This is a genomic window from Paenibacillus sp. JZ16 (assembly GCF_015326965.1).
Lineage (GTDB): Bacteria > Bacillota > Bacilli > Paenibacillales > Paenibacillaceae > Paenibacillus_AQ.
On sequence record NZ_CP017659.1, the window covers coordinates 5,736,446 to 5,759,325 of the forward strand.

24 protein-coding genes and 1 pseudogene are annotated in these 22,880 nt (G+C 51.6%); 23 read left to right on the forward strand and 2 right to left on the reverse strand.

Annotated elements, in window-relative coordinates:
• Positions 1-151: 151 nt before the first annotated feature.
• From BJP58_RS25685 to BJP58_RS25790, 22 genes and pseudogenes are all read left to right on the forward strand, one after another.
• Positions 152-811 carry an MBL fold metallo-hydrolase gene (locus BJP58_RS25685; RefSeq protein ID WP_233354764.1) on the forward strand — a complete coding sequence of 220 codons (660 nt, stop codon included), beginning with the start codon at positions 152-154 and terminating at the stop codon, positions 809-811.
• Between the two features lie 405 nt (positions 812-1,216).
• Positions 1,217-1,499: pseudogene (locus BJP58_RS25690) on the forward strand (hypothetical protein).
• Positions 1,500-1,515: 16 nt separating this feature from the next.
• Positions 1,516-2,058: a histidine phosphatase family protein gene (locus BJP58_RS25695; RefSeq protein ID WP_194541137.1), complete on the forward strand. Its 543-nt coding sequence runs from the start codon at positions 1,516-1,518 to the stop codon at positions 2,056-2,058.
• A 216-nt stretch (positions 2,059-2,274) separates the two neighbouring features.
• Positions 2,275-2,463: a hypothetical protein gene (locus BJP58_RS25700; protein WP_074961888.1), complete on the forward strand. Its 189-nt coding sequence runs from the start codon at positions 2,275-2,277 to the stop codon at positions 2,461-2,463.
• A 216-nt stretch (positions 2,464-2,679) separates the two neighbouring features.
• A complete protein-coding gene (locus BJP58_RS25705; RefSeq protein WP_194541138.1) occupies positions 2,680-3,288 on the forward strand; it encodes a DUF2087 domain-containing protein in 609 nt (202 codons plus the stop codon).
• Positions 3,285-4,214 carry a sigma-70 family RNA polymerase sigma factor gene (locus BJP58_RS25710; protein ID WP_194541139.1) on the forward strand — a complete coding sequence of 310 codons (930 nt, stop codon included), beginning with the start codon at positions 3,285-3,287 and terminating at the stop codon, positions 4,212-4,214. Before BJP58_RS25705 ends, BJP58_RS25710 begins: the two co-directional genes overlap by 4 nt.
• Before the next feature lie 79 nt (positions 4,215-4,293).
• Positions 4,294-4,740, forward strand: coding sequence for a VOC family protein (locus tag BJP58_RS25715; RefSeq protein WP_194541140.1), 447 nt, complete (start codon positions 4,294-4,296; stop codon positions 4,738-4,740).
• 225 nt (positions 4,741-4,965) lie between these two features.
• Positions 4,966-5,229, forward strand: a complete 264-nt coding sequence (locus BJP58_RS25720) for a B-box zinc finger protein (RefSeq protein ID WP_194541141.1) — start codon at positions 4,966-4,968, stop codon at positions 5,227-5,229.
• Positions 5,230-5,297: 68 nt separating this feature from the next.
• A complete protein-coding gene (locus tag BJP58_RS25725; RefSeq protein WP_194541142.1) occupies positions 5,298-6,086 on the forward strand; it encodes a prolipoprotein diacylglyceryl transferase family protein in 789 nt (262 codons plus the stop codon).
• Between the two features lie 17 nt (positions 6,087-6,103).
• Positions 6,104-7,519: a radical SAM protein gene (locus BJP58_RS25730; protein WP_194541143.1), complete on the forward strand. Its 1,416-nt coding sequence runs from the start codon at positions 6,104-6,106 to the stop codon at positions 7,517-7,519.
• Positions 7,520-7,594: 75 nt separating this feature from the next.
• On the forward strand, positions 7,595-8,728 hold the full coding sequence (locus BJP58_RS25735; protein ID WP_233354765.1) for an SGNH/GDSL hydrolase family protein: 1,134 nt from the start codon (positions 7,595-7,597) through the stop codon (positions 8,726-8,728).
• Between the two features lie 250 nt (positions 8,729-8,978).
• Positions 8,979-10,037 carry a LacI family DNA-binding transcriptional regulator gene (locus BJP58_RS25740; RefSeq protein ID WP_194541144.1) on the forward strand — a complete coding sequence of 353 codons (1,059 nt, stop codon included), beginning with the start codon at positions 8,979-8,981 and terminating at the stop codon, positions 10,035-10,037.
• Positions 10,018-11,916 (forward strand): sensor histidine kinase, encoded by a 1,899-nt coding sequence (locus BJP58_RS25745; protein ID WP_233354766.1) that lies wholly within the window; start codon positions 10,018-10,020, stop codon positions 11,914-11,916. Before BJP58_RS25740 ends, BJP58_RS25745 begins: the two co-directional genes overlap by 20 nt.
• The gene (locus tag BJP58_RS25750) at positions 11,909-13,414 is read left to right on the forward strand and encodes a response regulator (RefSeq protein ID WP_194541145.1); all 1,506 of its coding nucleotides are present in this window, start codon (positions 11,909-11,911) and stop codon (positions 13,412-13,414) included. The genes BJP58_RS25745 and BJP58_RS25750 overlap by 8 nt, the downstream gene beginning before the upstream one ends.
• Before the next feature lie 113 nt (positions 13,415-13,527).
• Positions 13,528-14,412, forward strand: coding sequence for a carbohydrate ABC transporter permease (locus BJP58_RS25755; protein ID WP_071221331.1), 885 nt, complete (start codon positions 13,528-13,530; stop codon positions 14,410-14,412).
• The gene (locus BJP58_RS25760) at positions 14,409-15,239 is read left to right on the forward strand and encodes a carbohydrate ABC transporter permease (protein ID WP_194541146.1); all 831 of its coding nucleotides are present in this window, start codon (positions 14,409-14,411) and stop codon (positions 15,237-15,239) included. The genes BJP58_RS25755 and BJP58_RS25760 overlap by 4 nt, the downstream gene beginning before the upstream one ends.
• Positions 15,240-15,275: 36 nt before the next feature.
• Positions 15,276-16,232, forward strand: a complete 957-nt coding sequence (locus tag BJP58_RS25765) for a glycoside hydrolase family 113 (RefSeq protein WP_194541147.1) — start codon at positions 15,276-15,278, stop codon at positions 16,230-16,232.
• 294 nt (positions 16,233-16,526) lie between these two features.
• Entirely contained in the window at positions 16,527-17,843 is a 1,317-nt protein-coding gene (locus tag BJP58_RS25770; protein WP_194541148.1) for an ABC transporter substrate-binding protein, read from the forward strand.
• A gap of 114 nt (positions 17,844-17,957) precedes the next feature.
• On the forward strand, positions 17,958-18,506 hold the full coding sequence (locus tag BJP58_RS25775) for an SGNH/GDSL hydrolase family protein (RefSeq protein ID WP_194541149.1): 549 nt from the start codon (positions 17,958-17,960) through the stop codon (positions 18,504-18,506).
• Between the two features lie 333 nt (positions 18,507-18,839).
• Positions 18,840-19,418 carry a YecA family protein gene (locus BJP58_RS25780; RefSeq protein WP_194541150.1) on the forward strand — a complete coding sequence of 193 codons (579 nt, stop codon included), beginning with the start codon at positions 18,840-18,842 and terminating at the stop codon, positions 19,416-19,418.
• A 216-nt stretch (positions 19,419-19,634) separates the two neighbouring features.
• A complete protein-coding gene (locus BJP58_RS25785; RefSeq protein WP_194541151.1) occupies positions 19,635-19,802 on the forward strand; it encodes a hypothetical protein in 168 nt (55 codons plus the stop codon).
• Positions 19,780-20,388: an ATPase gene (locus BJP58_RS25790; RefSeq protein WP_071221326.1), complete on the forward strand. Its 609-nt coding sequence runs from the start codon at positions 19,780-19,782 to the stop codon at positions 20,386-20,388. The genes BJP58_RS25785 and BJP58_RS25790 overlap by 23 nt, the downstream gene beginning before the upstream one ends.
• A 115-nt stretch (positions 20,389-20,503) precedes the next feature.
• Here the strand turns inward: BJP58_RS25790 and BJP58_RS25795 are convergent, their stop codons facing one another.
• Positions 20,504-20,950, reverse strand: a complete 447-nt coding sequence (locus BJP58_RS25795; protein WP_194541152.1) for a hypothetical protein — start codon at positions 20,948-20,950, stop codon at positions 20,504-20,506.
• 192 nt (positions 20,951-21,142) lie between these two features.
• Positions 21,143-21,685, reverse strand: a complete 543-nt coding sequence (locus BJP58_RS25800; RefSeq protein ID WP_194541153.1) for a GNAT family N-acetyltransferase — start codon at positions 21,683-21,685, stop codon at positions 21,143-21,145.
• Positions 21,686-21,969: 284 nt separating this feature from the next.
• Between BJP58_RS25800 and BJP58_RS25805 the strand changes: the two genes are divergently transcribed.
• Positions 21,970-22,848, forward strand: coding sequence for a LysR family transcriptional regulator (locus BJP58_RS25805; RefSeq protein WP_194541154.1), 879 nt, complete (start codon positions 21,970-21,972; stop codon positions 22,846-22,848).
• Positions 22,849-22,880 lie beyond the last annotated feature (32 nt).

Sequence of the window (22,880 nt, forward strand, 5' to 3'; positions counted from 1 at the left end):
GCTATGATTTAAGATATAAAATATCGTGCCGATATGAACCGGGCTATTCCTCCCAAAGTGGAATACGCTTTATAGCGAATCTGCGACACGCTGGTTCCCGTACTCGAAGCGATGTATAATTGGGTACGATTCATAATCAAAAAAATTACAGTTGGCGGGTGTAGAATTGCAAATTCAAAAGATAAAGAATAGAAGTTTCTTGTTTACCAACCATATCCCTACTGGATGGGATTTAAATGTTCAACTGATTATGGGAGACCGGAATAATTACATTATCGATACGGGTCTGGGCTCACGGAACATCGAGCCTGTCAAAGAATACATAAAGCATGACAGCAAGCCAACCATTGTAATCAATACGCACCATCATTGGGACCATATCTGGGGAAATGGCTCGTTCCGAGACTGTATCATCATATCTCACAAGCTATGCAGGGAAATGATGGAGTCGGGCTGGGAAGGCATGATCCAGAAAAACATGAGGTTTGTTGAGGGCGAGGCAGAATTGGTTCTTCCCAATCTGACATTTGATAACGAATTATATTTTCCGGAAGACAACATACGGCTCATTTATACTCCTGGCCATACCGTGGATTCCATAAGTGTGTTGGATGAGTTAGAGCAGGTGATCCATGTAGGCGATAATGTAGGTGACTCCATGGATGAAATTATTCCAAGCATTTATGTTGAACAAGATCTTTATATACAAACGCTTTTGAAATATAAAGAAATGGATTTTGACACGTGTATATCGGGTCATAATGTGATGTTGGATAAGCAGGTCATAGAGCAGATATTGAGCAAGCTTTAGGATCTGGGTAGAGCTATATTGCCGAAAAGCAGATAACCGAGTGCAACGGGAATAACCCCGTTTTCTCTCGGTTTTTATTTATCGGCGGGGATGCATTTATACCTCGGTTATATCACCACGTCGCTCGGACGAATCCGTTGCGTAGTAAACGGATGGAGCTTGGCATGGTGGATATTCCTCCTTACAGAATTAATGCTGGAACCTATTTTGCGGTCTCCTGTAAGGTGAGAGTCAACAGGTTAAAAACAACTAAAGTTGCTTAGTTACATTCAGAGAACAATGTTGGAATATCTGTGTGAATGGAAGTTGGTTCATCAGCGGAAACATCGTACCCCCTTATCAACAACGGTCCGTATCGTGTAAAGTAATAAAATAAGAAGAATCCAACGAGTTGGAGGTGTGTTAATGAGCAACCTGTTGCAGGTTAGAGTGACCGGAATCCTGATTGAAGACGAACATATTTTACTGGTCAAACAGAGCGTTTCGGCAGAACGTGGCTGGTCGCTTAGAGGGTGAGATCCGACTCCCATCGAACGAGTTCGACTCCAATCCCATAGGTGATGTGGTCTTGGTCCCAATCGCAGATCTACCAAGCTACGGGTTCACCGAGAAGTTTATGACGATCGTTCAGCACGGATTTCCCGAGTCCGGAAGCTATCAAGGACTCAAGGTTAATATTGGATTGTAGAGGAGGCACTGGTTCCATGAAAAACGTATTTATTGTGCGGCATTGCAAAGCGGAGGGACAAGCTGCCGACGCTCCGTTAACCGGGCAGGGCATTCAGCAAGCGCTTGAACTTGCGGAGTTTCTCTCGGATAAAGGGATTGATCATATTGTTTCGAGCCCTTACCGTAGAGCCAGCGATACAATAAAACCGTTGGCGGATCTCATTGGCGTGGAAGTCGTGATGGATGAGAGATTAACGGAGAGAATTCTATCGGGTCGCAATGAGCCTGCTTGGCGGGAGATGCTTCGCCGAACTTATGATGATTTGGAGTTGTGTTATGAAGGCGGGGAATCAAGTCGTACAGCCATGCACCGCGCCGTTCGTGTAGTGGAGGAGATCCGGCAGAACTCCAGCCAGAATGCTGTCATCGTGTCGCATGGCAATCTGATCTCGCTTCTGCTGAAGCATTACGACAACCGAATTGGATTCAGGGAGTGGGAGGGCTTGTCCAATCCTGATGTATACCATCTTAGCTTTCTGCAAGATGCACCCGGCATACAACGAATATGGACCTCATGAAGGCTTGAAACGCTTATGTAAAAAAGAATTCATAAGCGTTTATTCCCTATATTTGACGACAGGTCGTCCCCTATAATGGAGTTGCACAGATATCCAGCTTGCTCGCCTCGAGGAGATTACAATTCTCATAACAAAGGATAAACGCAATGTAGAACAGCTGTGTGCATGGGTTCGCAACAACATTAGAGAGATTATGAAATAAAGGGGATACGAAACATGGCCAAAACAAAACGGGGCCGCGCACTCTGGAGTATGCCATCACGTGGCCGCGGCACATGCCCGGTATGCAGCACTTCTCGCATCAAGCTCCTTTACGTCGCCAACAAGTCGGACGGCACGGCGCTGAAGGTATGCAAGAGATGCCAGAATGCCGATCAGTCCAGAGTCGACGCTGCTGTCGTGTAAGACGCGGTTCGTCGGTTAACTGCATGTGAATACGAAACTTGAGAAACGATAGTCATGCAGCAGCCCGCTCCTTTATAACAATGGAGCGGGCTGCTTCACGTTCTGTGAAGTTCAGGCGTTACTGAAGGTTTACTTTGAATTTCGGATGGGATAATATCTGATTTAATGAAACATAAATTAGATGTTCGTCAAATTGTGTAGGGAGTGAACATATCCATGCAATTGGATAAGGTGGTTAGTTATCATAAGGCGCTTGCAGACCCGACGCGAATCAAAATGCTGATCCTGTTAGCCGAAGGCGAATTGAACGGACAGGTGCTGGCCGAGAAGATCGGCGTCACCCCCGCAACGATTACGCACCATGCAGCAAAGCTGCGGGAAGCGAGCCTGATTAAAGAGCGCAGGGATAAGAACACGATCTATTTTTCGCTAAATGATTATTTTATCGCAAATAGCGCGAGAGCGACGGAGAATTTGATCTATCAGAGAGTAAGGCCCGCAGGCGTTCCGGAGCGTTTGGAGGAAGACGATCAGCGGACGAGGGACGCTGTCGTGAAGAATTTTTTCACTTCCGAGGGAAAGCTGAAGAGCATCCCTGCCCAGCTGAAGAAGAAACTCATCGTGCTTACGCATATGGTATCCCGACTTGAGAAGGGACGTAAGTACACCGAGAAGGAAATCAACGAGTTTATTCAGGGTTACCATGAGGACTTTGCGACTCTTCGCCGGGAGTTCATCATGCATCATTTCATGTTCAGGGATAATGGGGTATATGAGCTCAATCCGCAAGAGATGTGGGCACGGTGGGAGGATCTATCCTCATGAAAGAGGATTCGCCGCTATCGGAACAACGGATAGAGGATGCTAAAGCGGGGGATTTTGAAGCTTATCGGATGATTGTCCATCAGTATTCCAATGCCCTGTTATCCGTTGCGTACAGTGTACTGGGGGACTTCCACGAGGCGCAGGATGCCGTGCAGGAGGCGTTTTTGAAGAGTTACCGTAACCTGCATACGCTGAATGATCCTGCCAAGCTTGGCAGCTGGTTATATGCGATTGCGCACCGGACCAGTCTCGATTTTGCCAAAAGAAGCAGGCGAACGCTCCCGCTGCATGAAACGGCTTTATCATCGGACAATATCACGCCATGGCTGGAACAATATGTGATCCATGACTCCGTCTGGGGAGCCTTGCAGGAATTGGAGGAGAAGAGTAAAACCGTTGTCGTCCTGCATTACTTAAGCGAGTGGTCCATGAAAGAGATCGGACAGTTCCTTAATATGTCGGTATCTGCGGTTGAAAGCCGTATACGACGTGCCAGAGAAGTTTTGAAACAGCATCTTGCCCGTGATTTCGAGCATTATTTCCATACCCATCGTCTGGGAAGGGATTTCGAGCAGCAGGTCTCGGAGCAAGTCCTTAAGCGAGCCGGTCATTTCTATATTCCAGTCACGGATAAGAGGCAGGCGACCGCATGGTTTATCCTGCATTTTCATCTGGAAACCAGCAGGCACGGAAATCCGGTACTGGAATCCGGACAGGAATTGTATTTGCTCGAATGTCAGCATCACTCACCGGCCAGCATGCCAGTACTCACGTTCGAAGTAGCGAGCGTTGGGCAGTTAGGGCACCGGCTGCATCAACAGGGGGTTAGAAGCGAGCCGATCCGGGAGGATAATGTATTCGGCAAATGGCTGGCATTTTACGATCCCGATGGCAATAAGTATCTTGCGATTGAAAAACATGGATAAAAAATATAGACCTCGTGACGGAATTGATCCGGCTCCATCGTCTATATATTGAAACCACATTAAACAAGAGGTGAATAGGATGACGACAGACAACCAATTAAACGAAGTGCCCAAGCTCCAATCCGTGAACAAGCCTTTGCTAAAGAAGGTTCATTGCAATTATCTCCCGGTAAGGAATCTTCCGCTGGCGGTAAAATGGTACTCTGAGCTATTTGGCCTTACTGTGAGAAAATGCGACGACACGGGCGCTATCCTGATCCTAGGGGACGGACAGTGGCTATTCCTGCTGGAAACACTCGATAACCGAACAGCCAACTTTGTAACCAACCAATGGGATGGGGAGAACTATGAGATGTTTTCGTTAACCTTCGAGGTCGAGAACATTACCGAGTTGCACAAACGGCTGCGGGAGAACGGAGCAGAGGTCGAGCCGCTGGTTGATCACGGTTCCTGCGGATTGCAGTTCAAATTCAAGGATGTGGACGGCAACAAGTTTAATGTTTGGCAGGATGCACCCACGGGCTGACGGATAGAAGAATGGAATGGATAGGCAAGCGCTGGCTTTCATAAGGCAGATGGCTTGCCTTTTTTTTGTTGTTAAAGCGCCGGGGCCATCCTTGCTGCTGGGTCTGGCGCCTCTAATGTTACTCATAATCACGGGACAAGCGTCGTAAATGTAGGTGGTAGTCTAATTCTCCGGCAACGTTTACAATAGGGGATATAGGGATTAAATGCCAAGTGAGGTGATTGGATGGAATTCTACCGCTGCATGAACCATCCCGAGAGGGAGGCCGTCGCTCAGTGCACTCGCTGCGGGAAGCCAGTGTGTCAGGAATGCCATAATCCGGAGACAGGCCGCTGCCGCTACCGGTGCGGTGAGATGAACCCCGCTCCCGGTATGCCGGGACGGCAAAGGAACGTATGGGTGACCGTGATCATCTCCATACTGGCCATTTTGGGCGGCCTTGCGCTGCTGCTGCTGACGATTTGCGGCGCAATCTTATTTTCTTATTAAAATAACGCGTGCCTATTTCCGGTTAGATTGCTTTTCCAATTCAAGTTTTGATATCAAGGAGTGGACAGATGGAGTTTCCTGTTTATGTGTACCTGGGTTCCTGGCGGATTCATCCGCACGTGCTGTTTGAATCGCTGGCCTACTTTATCGGCTTCCGCGTGTATTTATGGACCCGCAGGCCGAGCGGCATGACGAAGCTGATGAGCCTGCAGATTCTGGCTGGAATCATTGCCGGCGCGGCCATTGGCTCCAAGCTGCTATTCTGGCTGGAGGATCCGGCCGCCACCTGGGAACAGCTGCGCCAATTCCATCTGCTGTGGGGAGGCAAGACGATTGTAGGCGGTCTTCTGGGCGGGTTGATCGGCGTTGAGCTGACGAAGCGCTTGGTGGGATGGAAGCATTCCACGGGCGATGATTTTGTTTATCCGCTGATGCTGGGCCTGGGACTCGGACGGATCGGCTGTTTTCTGACCGGTCTGGATGACCATACCTATGGTACGCCGACGACCTGGTTCACGGGTGTGGATTTTGGCGACGGGGTTTATCGCCACCCGACTCAGCTGTATGAGATCCTGTTCCTGATCGTGCTGGCCTTGCTGCTGCTTCCGCTGTACCGCCAAAGCCGCGGCAGATCCGCTCGCGAGGGCTACGTGTCCGGGCGGATGTTTCAATGGTTCATGGCCGGGTATCTGCTGTTCCGCCTGGTGATCGACTGGATCAAGCCGACGCCGCATCCTTACCTGGGACTGAACAATATCCAATTAGCCTGCATCGCGGGCCTCATCTATTATGCGTGGCTGATCGGCGGCAGAAACCGGCTTCGCCGATCGATGCCGGGTTCCCAACTTCCAAGCTGACCAAAGGAGTCTTGATTATGCCAAAAAACCGGCCTTATCTGTATCATGAACTGACCAACAGCATATGCACGACCTGTTACCGCAAAGTGGAAGCCAAGATCATCGAGGAGAACGGCATGATCTACATGCTCAAAAGATGCCTCGTTCACGGTCCGGAAAAAGTGCTGATCGCAACCGAGGCCGATTATTACCATCAGACGCGAAAGTTCATCAAGCCGTCCGAAATGCCGCTCGTCTGGAATACGCCGATCCGTTACGGCTGTCCTTACGACTGCGGACTCTGTCCGGACCATGAGCAGCACAGCTGCCTCACGCTGCTGGAGATCACGGATCACTGCAACCTGCAGTGTCCGATCTGCTTCGCGGAATCGTCGCCGCATCGCACTTCCTACAGGTCGCTTGCACAGATCGAATTCATGCTCGACCGGATCGTCGAGAACGAGGGAGAGCCCGACATCGTGCAGATCAGCGGCGGCGAGCCGACGACGCATCCGGATTTTTTTGACATCCTGGACATGTGCAAGAGCCGTCCCATCAAGCATATTATGGTGAACACGAACGGTATCCGCATTGCCCAGGACCGCGATTTTGCGCGGAGGCTCGCCGAATATATGCCCGGCTTCGAAATCTACCTGCAGTTCGACAGTTTTGAGGCGCATGTGCTGAAGGAGCTGAGAGGGGCCGACCTGCGGCGCATCCGCCAGCAGGCCATTGACCATCTGAATGAATTCAACATATCCACGACGCTGGTCGTCACGCTGAAGAAAGGCCTCAATGACGGCGAGATCGGAGACATTATTCAGTACGGACTTCAGCAAAAAGCAGTGCGCGGCGTGACTATTCAGCCGATTCAGGCCGCAGGCCGGCTGGAGGGGTATGATCCGGCAACCGATCGGCTGACCGTGAGCGAAGTCCGGCGGATGATCATCGATCAGTCCGAGGTGTTTACGGATGCGGACATTCTGCCGGTGCCTTGCCATCCGGATTGCCTGGCGATGGGCTACGCATTGAAGCTGGGCGGGGAAGTGCTGCCGTTGACGCGGATGATCGACCCGGAAATCCTGCTCGAGGGCGACAGCAACACGATTGTGTTTGAGCAGGATCCGGTCATCCGAAGCAAAATGTTCGAGCTGCTGTCAACGGGCCATTCGCCGCAATCTTCGGCGCTCTCCCTGAAGAGCCTGCTCTGCTGTCTGCCGCTGGCCGCCGTACCGGAGCAGATTACCTATGACAACGTCTTCCGGGTCATTATCATGCAGTTCCTGGATGCCCATAACTTCGATGTCCGCTCCGTCAAGAAATCCTGCGTCCACATCATGCATCCCGACGGACGGATGATCCCGTTCGATACCTACAACATGTTCTACCGGGATGACAAGGAAGAGCTGCTGAAGGAGCTGAAGGCAGAGGTTGCCACGGCCTGGGACCGGTAAGCCGTTCTAAGGCAATGCACTCCATGCCTATGAAACGAAAAGTCGATCCGAGCTTACATAGGGAGGCGATACATTGTGCAGAACAATAGCCCTGAATTTGATAAGGTGTCTCCATTTCAGTTGGATCAGAACATGAAGATTGATAACGCCGGAGCGGACGAACGGTTATGGTATTCCCCATTGGAGGAGCCGTTCCGAGTATCGGGCTTTGCCTGGCTCGACGTTGAACATAAATATCGCAGGCTGCCTACCGTTCCTGATGTTCCCATAGGGCCGGAGGTGGATGCATTAGCGAACTGCACATCAGGTGGTCAGATCCGCTTCCGCACGAATTCGCGAAGCGTCTCGGTCCGCGTGCGGCTGACCGCAGGATCCGGCATGTATCACATGCCGCCAACGGGGGAGTGCGGCGTGGATGCTTATATCGGCGGCCCGGGCGAGTGGAAACATGCAGGAACGGCCCGTTTCCAGCCAGGTCAGGTAGAGTATGAGAGCAGCCTTTTCACTGTCGAGGACCGCAAAGTACGCTCGTTCCTGCTCAACATGCCTTTATACCAGGGCGTCGAGGAGATATGGATTGGACTTGAACCAGAAGCGGAGGTCTGGGCGCCGGAATCCTATGATTCTTCCAAAAAAGTGATTGTATACGGAACATCCATCACGCAAGGCGGATGCGCCTCACGGCCCGGCATGTCGTACACGAATATCTTAAGCCGCAGGCTGCATCTGGAGTTTGTCAACCTGGGCTTCTCGGGGAACGGCAAGGGAGAGCCGGAGCTTGCCGAGCTGGCCGCCCAAATCTCGGAGCCGGCCTGCCTCGTGATTGATTATGAGGCGAATTGCGGGGGGACCGAAGCTTATCGGCAGACCTTGCCGCAGTATATCGAGACTTACCGGAAGTTCCATCCCCAGGTTCCCATCATCCTGGTATCCCGCATCCCTCATGGAGCCGAGTCGTTTATGCCGGAGTTTCGCGAAGGACGGCTGGTGCGGAAAAAGTTCCAGATGGATCTGATCCGGCAGCTGACCGAGGACGGAGACCATAACCTAACATTTGTGGATGGATCGGATTGGTTAGGTGACGATCCCGGGGAGACGACCGTTGATGGGGTTCATCCGACCGACCTTGGCTTCAAGCTGATGGCGGATGGGCTTGAGCCTGTGCTAAGGCAAGTGATTGGCGATAGAGCCGCTGCAGCAGGGCGATAGGGCAGCTAACCGTCCATAGGTTAGCGTATCGGTGTATGTAGGTGTATGTATGGAGATTCATTATCGCAATGAAACCTAAATAAGGTGAATCATTAAGTTACAAAGTCCGTTCCTGGTTGGAACGGGCTTTTGTCTGTGCCCTCGCCTAATTCAAAAACTTTTGATTGTTTGCCTAATAAATGGGATGTTATGATAACAAATAACTAATAAATAATAACTAACCGATTATGCTAAAGGATGTGTGCAGCTTATGGCAGGAAAAGTCACGATGCAGCAAATTGCCGATCATCTCGGACTTTCAAAGTTCGCAGTTTCTAAAGCGCTTTCAGGTAAATCCGGCGTCAGTCTGGAGACAAGGGAGAAAATCGTGAACGTCGCGACCCAACTCGGCTATTTTGCCAACAAGCCGCAGAAGGCCGGAGGCAAGAAGAACGAAACTAAAGCCAGCGGCACCCTTGCCGCAAGGGAGACCGTAATCGTGCTCGTTCCGAATGTCCGTTATCAGACACGCGATTCCCTGTATTGGGGACGAATTATCGATGGAATCACAAATGAGCTTGAGCTGAGGGAGACGGGGATGGTCATCGTGACCGACCAATTCAAGGACAGCTTTGCGAACCTGATTAATCCGAGCGGGGTGAGAGGCATCATCGGCGTCGGATTCATCTCGTCGCAGCTGCTCCTCGAAATCCGGAGCCTGGATATCCCCTTCGTATTGATCGATCATGAAGATCCGCTGATTCCGTCAGACTCCCTGTTCATGAACAATGTGGAGTGCACGAGACGGGTAACCAATTACTTGACGGGGTGCGGGCATCGAAAGCTTCAGTTTGTAGGCAACGTCCGGTTTTCGCGCAGCTTCACCGATCGTTATCAAGGGTACCGCTCCGTTCTCGGCGAGCAGGGGATTCCGCTGAATCAGAACGAGGAGCTGCTTAGCTTCGAAGGGGACAACCGCTCCGAAATGACGGAGGCGCTGGAGATGATTATTAGTCGGATGGATGAGCTGCCGACCGCTTTTGTGTGCGCGAACGACTCCATTGCCATCTGCGTTATGACGGTCCTTGGCAAGCTGGGTACCAAAGTGCCTGCTGATTGCTCCGTTACCGGCTTTGACAACATTGAGGATGCGGCTTTTGCGACCCCGTCGCTGAGCACCATCCATGTCAACAAGGAGGCGTTCGGACGCAGGGCGGTGGAGATGTTGATGAGACGGGTGGAGCAGCCGGATAGTCCGCTGGAAAAAATACTGCTTGCCGGCGACTTCATCCTCCGCGAATCCACGGCTTATGCCAAGAAGGTCGATTGAGATGAATATGCGCGGCTGCATTGCCCGTCTATGGAAGGAGCGGCCGGCCGGGCGTCTGGACCGGAAGCTGTTTGTGGTCTTTTTGTTTCTGATCATCCTGCCGATCGGACTCATCACGTATTTTGCGGCAGAACGCTATACGGCCACCATCGAGAATAATACGGTCGCCTACGTGTCCCAGCTGTCGAGCAAAATGATGGGCAAGCTGGACGATTACGTGACCGATATGATGAAAATTTCGATCATTCCCTCGTACCTCAATGAAATTCAGTCAGGGCTTGAGCTGTCGAATCGGCATTACCAGGCGGAGGGGCAGCCGAAGGAATCGGCGAGCCTGAACGAGAGCGAGCTGAAGCTCCAGATCACGCGCAAGGTCGAGCGGAGCATCTACTTCATGAACAACATAAAGGAAGGCACGAGTAACGTGTATCTGTTCGACCTTTTCGGCAACCCGTACTACGTGGTCAAAAGCGGCGGGAACCGTTCGAATCTGCAGCAGTACTATGACAACTGGCGCAAGCTCGCCACGGCGGCCGGCGGCCGGCCCGTGCTGGTCAGCACGCAGGAGATCGCCGTGTCCGCCGGCAGCAAGCAGTATATGTTCACGGTCGTCCGCGACATTATCGATAAATCGTATCATTCCATCGGAACAATTGTGGTGGATGCCAACATCGGCGTGATCGAGAACATTGTCACCGACCTGGAGGAGACGACGCACGGCACCACCTTCATCCTGGATGACAACGGGACCGTGATCTATGACAGCGAGAAGAAATATTTGTCCCGCAGCATGACCGACAATAAGGCGCTTGCCCAGGCCACCGGAACCGAAGGGAGCTTTCGCCTTGACGTTGGCGGGGAGGAGCAGCTGGTCGTCTACCGGAAATCCGAGCAGACGGGCTGGCTGATCCTGATTACGGTGCCGGAGCGTCAGCTGATGCAGGATGCGCTTAAGACCCGCAAAATTACGATCGCTGCGGCTGTCGGCGTTACCAGCTTTGCCCTCATCATTTCCCTGATTCTGATTTATGCGCTGACAAGACCGCTGCGGTCCATCGTCCATCTGATGAAGCAGGTGCAGACCGGCAAGCTGGATGTGGTGTTCCCGGTCCGAAGGCGTGACGAGGCAGCGCTGATCGGGGTTTCGTTCAACCGGATGATGGCACGCATCAAACAGCTTATTGATGATATTTACACGATCGAGAAGCGGAAGAAGGAGGCGGAACTGGAGCGCCTACAGCACCAGATCAATCCGCATTTTATCTACAACACGCTGGAGACGATCCGGATGACGGCCGTCCTTCATGATGATCATGAGGTGGGGGATATGGTTCAGCTGTTAGGCCAGCAGCTCCGTTACAGCATTCATGCCGGCAGCGAGGTCGTGGAGGTGAAGCACGAGTGGGAGCATGTCAAAGCCTACATCGAGCTGCTGAATTACCGTTACGGCGAGCGGTTCATGCTGACATTGCCGGAAGATCCGGCAGCTAATTCCATTAAGGTGATGAAGCTGCTGTTTCAACCGATTATCGAGAATGCCGTCAATCATGGCTTTGACGAGAACAAACCCGTGCTCCATCTGACCATTACCTATGCTATGGATGGCACGGACCATGTTTTTACCGTGACGGATGACGGGTTAGGCATGTCGGCAGAAGCGCTTGACAGGCTGCGCCACGTGCTGGATCAGGCGCAGCCTCAAGGTACGGACGGCCGGGGGGTCGGGCTGCGCAATGTGCATGAGAGACTTCAGCTCCGATACGGCAGACCTTACGGCCTTGCCGTAGACAGCGAGGAAGGGCAGGGCACTTCCGTTCGGATTACATTTCCCGCGGACCATACAGAAGAACCGAGAACAGGAGGACTTGCGAATGCTTAACATTGCAGTGGTGGATGATGAGGAACGGATCAGGTTAGGGCTGGGCAAGCTCATACAGGATGCAGGCGAGCAGTACCGCGTCGTGGGGACGTTTGCAAGCGGTCAGGAGCTGCTGGATCAATGGCATGAGCTGCAGCCCGATCTGGTCATTACCGATATCAAAATGCCGCAAATGAACGGGCTCCAGCTAATGGCGAATATCAAGCAGATGGGCTGCCATACCAAATTCGCCGTGCTGAGCGGTTATAACGATTTCGAATATGCCCGGACCGCGATGCGGCAGGGAGCCCTGGAGTATTTGCTCAAGCCGGTCAATATGAAAGAGCTGCTTCGCATGCTGGAGAACGTCGACGAGCTGGTCAAGGGCGAGCAGAACGAGCGCAAGCTGGAGTCGGACGATCTGGCGAGCTTCCTGTTAGGCGCGGATCAGCGAAAAATGCCGGGGCATTTGTTCGAGGAAGTCTGCGACCGACTGGATCAGCAGGCGCTGTTCCACGGATATTATGCGGTCATCCTGCTTCGCACATTCCCGGAAATCGTGGAAGAGAGGCTGCTTGAATGGACATCGGCTTGGGGGGCTGAGCGGAAAATTATCGACTGCGAAGGGGAACGGCAGGCGATCCTGGTGTCCATTGCAGAGTCCAGCCATGCGAATATCGTAAGGGAATGGGCTGCGATGCTCCTGCAGCAGCTTCCCGCGGGCACATCGGCGAAGGCAGGCATCAGCGGCGTGTTCAGTGGAAGCCGATGGCTGCCGCAGGCCTATAGGGAAGCCGCGAGCGTGCTGGAGCAGGCTTGGTACAGCGACGAAAGGCGCTGCTGTGGGGGTGAAGGCAGACCGCCGGTTCAGAAGGAAGAGCGCTACCGTCTTGTCCGTTCGCTGGATAAGCTGCTGCTTCCGGCACTGCGTTCCGGTGAGTATGCGCGCTTGCCGGCGGCGCTGCGGACATGGCTGGATGAGACGGCTTCCCTGCAGCCGGGCTGGGCCGAGCTGAGAGAGGTTTGTTTTGCCCTGGAGTCACATGTGGCGGAAGAGATGAAGCAGAGGGGCATTCCAGCAGGGGATGTGGATTGGAGCCTGGAGCCGGGGAACAGCGAGAATTGGCGCTCCTTCGCGGGCCAGCTGAAGATCGCTGTTGACCAGGCTGCCGGGCTTCTGGATCAAGGGAAGAGCGAGCACCGGGCTGTGGAGACGATCAAAGCCTATATTCAGCAGCATTATACCGAGGAAATAGAGCTGCAGCACCTCGCCGATCTGGTCTATTTGACCCCGAGTTACTTGAGCAAGCTGTTCAAGACCGAGACGGGGGAGACGATTACCGACTATTGTATCGCCGTGCGAATCGAGCATGCCAAGCGGCTGCTGAAGGAGGATCACGGGCTCAAGACGTATATGGTCGGCGAACGCGTGGGCTACCCGGACCCGGCTTATTTTAATAAAGTATTCAAAAAAATGACCGGGAAAACTCCAAAGGAGTACCGTGATTTTGTTAGGTGACTGTTATCTAAACTGAGGACAATAAAAGCAAACAAAGTCTATTATTTTTCGGGGCGCTGTCTTTTATAATGATTGAAAACGGTACCATTTCATCCAGAAAGCGAGGAAGGGAATTGTTCAATTTCAGTTATAAAACGCAGCGCTATCTTATTCTGTTCGGTTTCCTTGCCATTCCGGTGCTCTTGTCACTGACCTTCTCTTATTATCCGGCACTATCGCTGTTGTATTACAGCTTGACGGACTGGTCGGGTCTCGGCTGGGATATGAACTTTATCGGCTTTGACAACTACGTCGAAATTTTTACGAAGCCTGAAGTGTTCAGTTCACTCAAGAACAATCTGTATTATCTGGTCGGGGGCCTCATCCAGGTCGTGTTTGCCCTCTATTTTGCCGTCATTCTGACAAGCAAGCTGAAGGGGAGAAACGGCTTCCGGGTTGCTTTGTTCCTGCCGTACGTGCTGCACAGCGTGGCCACGGTTATCATGTTCAAGAACGTATATCACATGGAGTACGGCTCTTTGAATACGCTGCTCGGCGCGCTTGGACTCGAATCCTTGCAGCAGAGCTGGCTGGGCGATAAGGGGATCGTGAATTTTGCCCTGGCGTTCATCTCGATGTGGAAGTACATGGGACTGAACATGGTTATTTTTATTGGGGCGCTCCAATCGATTCCGGGCGACCTGTATGAGGCAGCCTCGATTGACGGGGCATCGGGTTGGCAGAAGTTCCGTTACATCACACTGCCTAGCATCCGGGGCGTGCTGGAGCTGATGCTCATCCTTACCTTGACGGGCGCGCTCGAAGCGTTCGATATTCCGTTTGTGATGCTGCTCGGGGCGAACGATACGTCGACCTTCGTCATTAAGACGGTGGATACGGCGTTCAAGTATCAGAACTTTGGACTGGCTTCGGCGATGGCGGTTGTGCTGCTAATTATCGTACTGCTGTTCATTGTCATCCAGCGGAAGCTGCTGTTCAGAGAGGAGAAGCAATCATGAGAAGGGAACGCTCGATCGGCTTTACGATGTTCAACTATTTCACGCTGGTTGTCGCTTTGTTCGTGGTGTTTTTCCCGATTTACTCCTTTTTTGTAGGGGCGTTCAAGACCCAGGTGGAGTATTATCAATCAGGCCTTAGTCTACCGGATAATTTTTTTAACTTCGAGAACTTTAAGCGGGTAATCGATATCGGGGATTTGGGACTTGGCTTTCGCAATATCCTGATCGTGCTGGTCATTTCGGTTGTCGGCAATATCCTGTTTGGCACCATGGTTGCTTATGCCGTCGGACGGTTTGAGTTCAAGATGAAAAAAGCCATCATGGGCATGTATCTGGTCGCTCAGGTCATCCCGATGGTCACGACACAAGTGGCTACCTTCAGCGTCATCCAGAGCCTGGGGGCCTACAACACGATGTTTGCGCCGATTCTGCTGTACTTAGGAGCCGACGTGCTCCAGATCGTCATCTATCTGCAATTCGTGAACAGCATCCCGCGGGATTTGGATGAGAGCGCCATGCTGGAGGGGGCGTCCTTGTTCAAAATCTACCGTTCCATCATCTTCCCGCTGCTAGCGCCAGCTACGGCCACCTTGGTCATTCTGAAGAGCATCTCGATTTACAACGATTTTTACACGCCGTACCTGTATATGCCAAGCCAAGACCTGAAGGTGGTGTCTACCGCGATCTATTCCTTCATCGGTCCGAACGCGGCGCAGCTGAACGTGATCTCGGCAGGCATTCTCATTATTTTCATTCCGACGGTCGTGTTGTTCTTGTTCATGCAGCGGTACATTTTTGCGGGGGTTACGAACGGAGCGGTCAAATAACGAACACTTGACGATGTAGAAGAGGAGAATTGATATATGAACTCGACAAACACGTGGAAGGAAAAAGTATGCGGCATGACCTGGGGGTGGACCGGCGTACGGGGCTCCTGGACGGGACCCGAGGCGGAATTCTCCATGGAACGCATGGCGGACATGAACGTGAATTGGGTGGCCATTGCGCTGTCTGCCGTGCAGGCAACGCCGCAGTCGACGGAAATCCCGTTCCGGGAGGAACCGACGGTGACGGATGATGAGGTGCGATGGGCCATCCGCAAGGCGAAGAGCCTGGGGCTCAAGGTGTGCTTGAAGCCGGTCGTGAACGTGGCGAACGGAACATGGCGAGCCCACATTAACTTCTTCGACGAGGAGGTTCCCGGTGAACCGAGCTGGGCCGAATGGTTCCGCTCCTATGGGGAATTCATTCGCCATTATGCCGAAATCGCGGAGGAAGAGCACTGCGAGATGCTGTGCGTGGGCTGCGAGATGGTGCAGGCCGACAAGCGGGATGCGGAGTGGCGGGCCCTGATCGGGGACGTAAGAAGCGTCTACGGTGGGCTGGTGACGTATAACTGCGACAAATATCAGGAGGAGCGCGTGGGTTGGTGGGATGCGGTAGATATCATCTCCTCCAGCGGCTATTATCCGATCGACCAGTGGGAGGAGCAGCTGGACCGGATCGAAGGCACGGTCCGCCGATGGAACAAGCCGTTCTTCTTCATGGAAGCCGGCTGCCCGAGCCGCGAGGGATCCCCGGCCCGCCCGAACGATTGGTCGCTGCCCGGCGGCCCGTCGGAGGAGGAGCAGCGGCGGTATTATGAAGCAATGTTCGCGGCCTGCGCCAAGCGGGATTGGATGCAGGGGTACATGCTGTGGGACTGGCCGGCACGGCTGTACGGTCTGGAGGAAGCGGCCCTGAACGATGATTATTGCATGTACGGCAAGTTGGCCGAGGAGACGGTAAAGACATTTTATGCTGCGGGAATTCGGGTTTAGATTGTTATCGGCTGGACTTACCGGGTTCGCCAGGTAGCTGAGCTTAAGAATATAGGGTTGGTATCGCACCGCTTGCTTCTTTAGACGCGCGGTGCGATTTTGCTATAGTTAAGGAGATATTCTGGAACCTAACAAGAAAATGATATGTTAGCATAATTTATGACAATAAAAACAAAAACACTTCATTTGTTTTGGGCGTGTTAGCGATTATTATTTGGGATGTAAGCGATATCAGTAAGCGCTTCATGAGAAAACAGGAAGCGTAATACATTCATAGTACTGGGGGAAGACGAAATGAAAAAAAGATTCACGATGGCACTGCTTCTGCTCTTAACCGTATCATCCATTTTGGCCGCCTGCGGAGGAAATAAAACGAATAATGCAGGCACTGAGACGCCGCCGAGCAATAACGCAGGCAGCGAGCCGACCGAGGCATCAGACAAAACGGAGCTTGGCGGCAAGCTGAAGGTGCTGACGCACCGAACCGACCTGGTGAATGACGGCACGCTGGACAAATACGTGGAAGCATTCAAAGCAAAATATCCGAAGGCCGAAATTGAATTCGAAGGATTGACGAACTATGCGACGGATATTCAGGTCCGTCTGACCACGGGAGAAGCCGGCGACGTGCTGATGATTCCGACAGGCCTTGCCACCTCGGAGTACAGCAAGTATTTTGAACCGCTGCCGGATGCGATGTTTGAGGATGTCTATTTTGCGGACAATACCCTCTTCGAAGGGAAACGCTATGGGATCTCCACGGGCGTGAATACGCAAGGGATTGTGTATAACAAGAAAGCATTCGAGGCAGCGGGCGTTGACAAAGTGCCAACCACGCTGGATGAGCTCTACGGGGCTGCGGAGAAGCTGAAAGCGGCGGACATCATTCCGCTGTACATGAACTTCGGGGCTCAATGGACGATGGGCAACTGGGCGGATAACTCCGCATGGTACGTGAACGGGGATCCGCAGTTCGCCTCGAAGCAGGTAGCCGAAGAAGCGCCGTTCCAGGTGGATAATGCTTGGGGAATCCTTGCGAATATTGGACGCACCTTCGTGCAGAATGAATGGGTAGAGAAAGACCTGTACACGAACAACTGGGAGATTTCGAAGGGCGAAGTGGCTTCCGGCAAAGCGGCGATGTACTTCCTGGGCAACTGGGTAATCCCGCAGGTGATCGGCGCAGGAGCAGCTTCGGAGGATATCGGCTTCTTCCCGCTCCCGTATGATAATAGCGGCAAGTACAACGCACCGCTCGGTTCGGATTATTTCATCGCCGTCAGCAAAGACAGCAAGAACAAAGAGCTTGCCACGGCTTGGGTCGATTTCTTCGTGAAGGAATCCGGCTATGTGGAAGATTCCGGCTTCATGCCGATCATCAAGTCGGCAGAGTCCTCCATCTCGCAGCTTGCCGAATTCCAATCGTTCAAACCGACGTTGATCGAGAGTGAAGCGACCGATCCGAAGTTTAACGAAATCGCCAATAAAGCACAAATTGGTATCGGTACCGGCGATTATGTTCAGGAATATATTGTGGCAGACGATCTGCAGGCTGCGTTCGACAAGCTGAATGCGAAGTGGAAGGAAGCCAAAACCGCACTGGGCTATTAATCTGGAGGAACCAACAGGTTCAGCCGTAGTGCTGCTCGAGCGGCCTTATCCTGAGGTGATCAGGATAAGGCCGTTTCGTTACGAGTATAGATGGATCGAAGAGGAGGCGGATATATGAAGAGGATATTGTTGCTGGGCGATTCCATCCGGGAGGGATATGAGCCTTATGTTAGAGAAAGGCTGGTAGGCCTTGCAGAAGTCGTGGCACCGGGGGAGAACGGGCGCTTCTCGTTTTATACGCTGTGGGGCGTCAGTCTCTGGATGAAAGAGCTGGGGACGCCTGATATCGTCCACTGGAACAATGGGCTGTGGGATGTGCACCGCGAGGCTCCGAGGAATGAATTACTGACGCCGATCATCGATTATGTCACCAATTTGAAGCGGATTGCCCACGAACTGGAGCGGACAGATGCGCATATTGTATTTGCCACGACGACGCCGGTGCATCCGGAATCCGAGGGCAGAAGCAATGAAGAGATTGACGCCTACAATCAGGCAGCGGTGAAGGCGCTTGTGCCGATGGGCATTACGATTCATGATCTGAATGCCAGGGTCAAAGAGGATCTGAGCGGTTATTTGTCGGATGACCGCCTTCACTTGAATCAGGAAGGATACCGGATGTGCGCCGACTCGGTGGTGGAGATGCTCGGTCGCTATCTGTGACGTTTGGGCCAGGCCAATGAGCCTTAAGGCGCGAATCTATGGAATCTTTACCAAAAATGGCATAAGTCTATTATAGGTTCTAACAAATTTGTTACATCCTACTTGCGTTATGACGATATTATAGAATAATATGAAGGGGCGCGGCTTTCATAGAGGGGACCCGCGCTTTTTTGCTATCTAACTTGCCTGGACACCTTCTTATCGGAAGCCCCCCCTGTAAGAGAGTGTTATGACGCGGAAGGCCGGCATGCCTTAAGGGTCTACAGGCTTGGGATGCGCATTTTCATATTTTCCATGTATAATAGAAGAAATCATTCAAATAGGAGCTAGGAAATGAAAAAGCTAGGAAGAAACGATCTATGTCACTGCGGAAGCGGGAAAAAGTACAAAAGATGTTGTCTTGAAAGAGATGAACGCACGGTATACGGTAAAGTCATCCAGTTCCCTGGTGCGAGAGCAGCAGAGCCTAAGCTACAGGTCGATCAATTGCGGCAGATGATTAACGACAAGCTGGGATGGATGGACTGGAACGCTGATGAGCATCGTGAGCTTGCAGAGTCTGTGTTTCCTCAAATCTGCCGGGATTACGAATTGCAGGATGATCAGCAGCTGTTTCAAGTGTTCAGCCTTCTGATGGTCTGGAACAGCTTCTCCCGAGAAGCCAATCCGAAGTACCGCAAACAGGGCGGATATGCAAGTGCGTTAGAATATATAGTAACTTCATCGCTTAACATTTCAACAACGAAGTCTGATATCGCGAAGAAGCATGAGGTTTCCGTAGCTACACTGACCCGCAACAGCGGACAGATTCAAGATTTCATGGATGGCGTAGCTGCATCCGGCGACGACGTGAACGTCGAGGATGAGGAATCCGATAGCGAAGTGGACAAGGACTTGTCCTTGGGACGCTAGCACTGCCAAAGTGAGGCTCCATAGTATGAGTGCGGCATTTGCGCATTCGGTTTCATAGCTGTGACCGCTCCCAAACGGAGCGGTCATTTTGCGTTAATCACCCAGTCGAATTCAAAGATGTTTATACAAGTTAATCCTATGTGGTGGATTAATCAGTTTGTGATATGATTTAAAAGAGAAACGGTATTCAACGACAATAAGTTGGAGGTTGTGGCTATGACAAAGGATAAACAATTAACCAAACTTATTAGGCTGACTGGCGAAAGAGCAAGACTTGAGGCCAAAGTAAACGAATCTTATGTTGTATATAAAGATGATTTTGGCAAACTGGTAAGGGAGTATTCTAATGGGGAGAAGGAATATGTCTCGGGAAAAGACAGTTGAACCAACAACGATGTTTGTTTTTGCCGGAAACAACGGGAGTGGGAAGAGTACGATTCGTAATCTCATCATCGACCGAATTGGGGTGAGTGTAAATATTGATCCCGATGCACTGGCTAGGCGTCTGAGCCCGGAGCAACCTGAATCAGCCCGCGTTTCAGCAGGAAAAGAGGCAATAAAATTAGCTCGAGAATGCCTACAATTTCAACGGGATTTCTCCATAGAAACGACGCTCTCGGGTGGGTACGCCATCAGGCTTATGAAGGAAGCAAAAGCAAATGGTTTCCAGGTCACCATGTTTTATGTAGGCCTTGGTGATCCAAATCTTAATGTTGAACGAGTAGCCGGCAGAGTTCGTAATGGGGGTCACCACATCCCTGCCAAAGATATCATGCATCGGCATCATTCTTCTATGCAAAATCTTCTCCAATACTTGGGCCTGGTTGATCATCTACTAGTGATAGATAATAGCGCACTAAGTGGAGAAATTGTTCTGGAAGCAGAATTCGGAATAATTAAGCATAGGGAAATTAATTTGCCGAATTGGGTTTTACCTATCGTTAATCAACTGAAAGCGTTGGAAAATTAAATCAAAAAAAATTGTACTAAACAAATACCATACGCTCAAGCCGCTCCCATTCAAACGGAGCGGTCATTTTGCGTTAATCCATAAACCGGCGTTTCCGTAAGGCTGCTATCCGGAGTTAGGCTGAAGCTTTGCGTGAACCCGTCAGCAGCCAGCCCAATGAAATGCCGTATAACAGATGACCGGCCAGCCAGAATAGGAGGGCAGCGAGGTCAGTTAATTCCGGCGTACGGTTCGACAAAACGGTAGTCGGATACAGGAGAAGTCCTACGGCCAGACAGACCAAGGAAACCCAAGACAAACTTCGCCCCCGAGGCCAGTTCTTTGATTTCAGAAAGATGGCTAGAAGAATGCTCAGCAGGACGGAGATGACGAGGTGCAGCGCAAACTCGATCAGTTCAGGAAGCTTCAGCTCCTTCAGAACGGGCACGTAATCGACGTTCAGGAGCAGCGTATAGACCTTCAGCGTGGTGATATGCTCGATGATCTTGAGGAACAGCCCAAGAAGAATGCCCGCCGTGATGCCTGCCCAGACCGGTCCGTTCAACCTGAATATACTCCACATGAACGACGCCCCCTTTTTTTTGTTCATTGTATAATACCTGTCGATCCGATGTGAAACGAATATTCGCAGTACAACATGGAACGAATTGAGCGAGTACGAGGGCAGGCGGATATATGTACATATAAAATAACCGGATATCTTCCTCCTCCAACAACGGAGGAAGATATCCGGTTATTCACGTGCTCTGTTGTTTCACACGGCGCTTTGCAGCAGCAGGGAGCCGGGCAGTTCGATCCGGTATCCTTTGACAAGATGTTCGCCGTTGAACGTATCCGTGTCGTATGCCCGCTCAAAGCCGAGCCGCTCGTAAAGCTTCACCGCAGAGGCCATCATGTCGGAGGTATGAAGATTCAGTGTGGTTGAGCCGAGCTGGATCGATCTGCGGGCAGCCTCTTGAATCAGAAGTGTGGCAATGCCTCGTCCCCGGAAACCTGGAGATACGGCAAGAAGACGGATAATGGGGGAGTGAATTCCCATTTCCGGTTTTCCGTAAGCGTCCTCCGAGGAGAGGAAGAGCTGGACGCTGCCGACGATTTCCCCGGCAAGCTCGGCGACGATCCGGGCATGCGGCGCATGGCTGTACGCGGAATTCCTGATGGAATCCCGATACTCCTCCCATCGTTCCGTTGACAGATCGAAGGCATACTGCTGATAAGATTCCAGCATCACAGCCGCAACAGCCTCGCTTTCCCAATCATGTGCATCCCGTACGATCACTTCTTGCATTGAATTCATCGCTACCACTCCTTTTTACGGTATTTATAGCTTCATAGGATACGGTCATATCCTGATAAGGTGAGATTAGTATAGCAGTTTATCTCATTAATCGCATCGGAATACAAAAACATTAATCCCCTCATTAAAAAAATCTATAAGCATATTTGGATTGACAATAATTTGCCAACTGCCTAAGATAAGGATAATTTATAAGGAAATTGCGGTCATAAAACCACCTATATTCATTGGAATAGTAAGTATAGTTATAATAATAATATCATGATGTTTCCGGAGGTGTTACCTTGAACATCGAAAATATCGAGGCTTTTGTCTACATCCATCACTACGGCAGCTTCAATAAGGCGGCAGACGTCCTGTTTCTGTCCCAGCCGACGGTGACCGCACGCATTCAGTCGCTGGAGAGAGAGCTTGACTGCAGGCTGTTCGACCGTTTAGGTAAACAGATTCATCTGACCGACAAAGGCAAACAATTTCTTCCCTATGCTCAGCAAATCCTCCAAACCTTCCAAAAAGGGAAGCACCACCTTCAATCGAAAGCATCCATGCCCAACGAGCTCAGAATCGGAAGCACGGTTTCGGTATCCAATTACTTAATGCCTAATCTGCTTATGATGCTCAACCGCCGGTTTCCCGAGATGAACTTCAAGCTGACAACAGGTCCTACAGAAGAGTTGGCCGGCAAACTATCATCTAAGGACATCGATCTGGCTTTCGTTCGCAAGCTGATGAATCCGGCGTTTCAATCCTATCCGTTCTTCGAAGACCCCATCCGCCTGTATGTCTATAAGGATCATCCCCTCGCTGCGGCCGGGAGAGCCTCCATTCGGGATATTCGGCGCGAGACGCTGGTCTTCTTCGAATGCGGTTCGCTGGACTGGCTGCGGATTCACCGGGCATTCGAAAGTCTGGAACAGCCGCCGAACATCGTGTTTCAGGTGGATAATTCCGAGACGGCGAAGAAGCTCGTGCTGGGGCGGGCGGGGATCTGCTTTCTACCGGGGCTATGCGCTCAGCAGGAGGCAGCCGAGGGAAGTTTGATTCCCGTGGATATTGCCGAAACGGCAGGCATTTCCCTGCAGACCCATCTCATCTCCTTGAACGGGCAGAATAATGAGTTTCTGGATTCCTTGCTGGAGCTCGGTCGGGAATTGTCCTATTGATGATTTGCATGGATGAATAGAAAAACTCTATT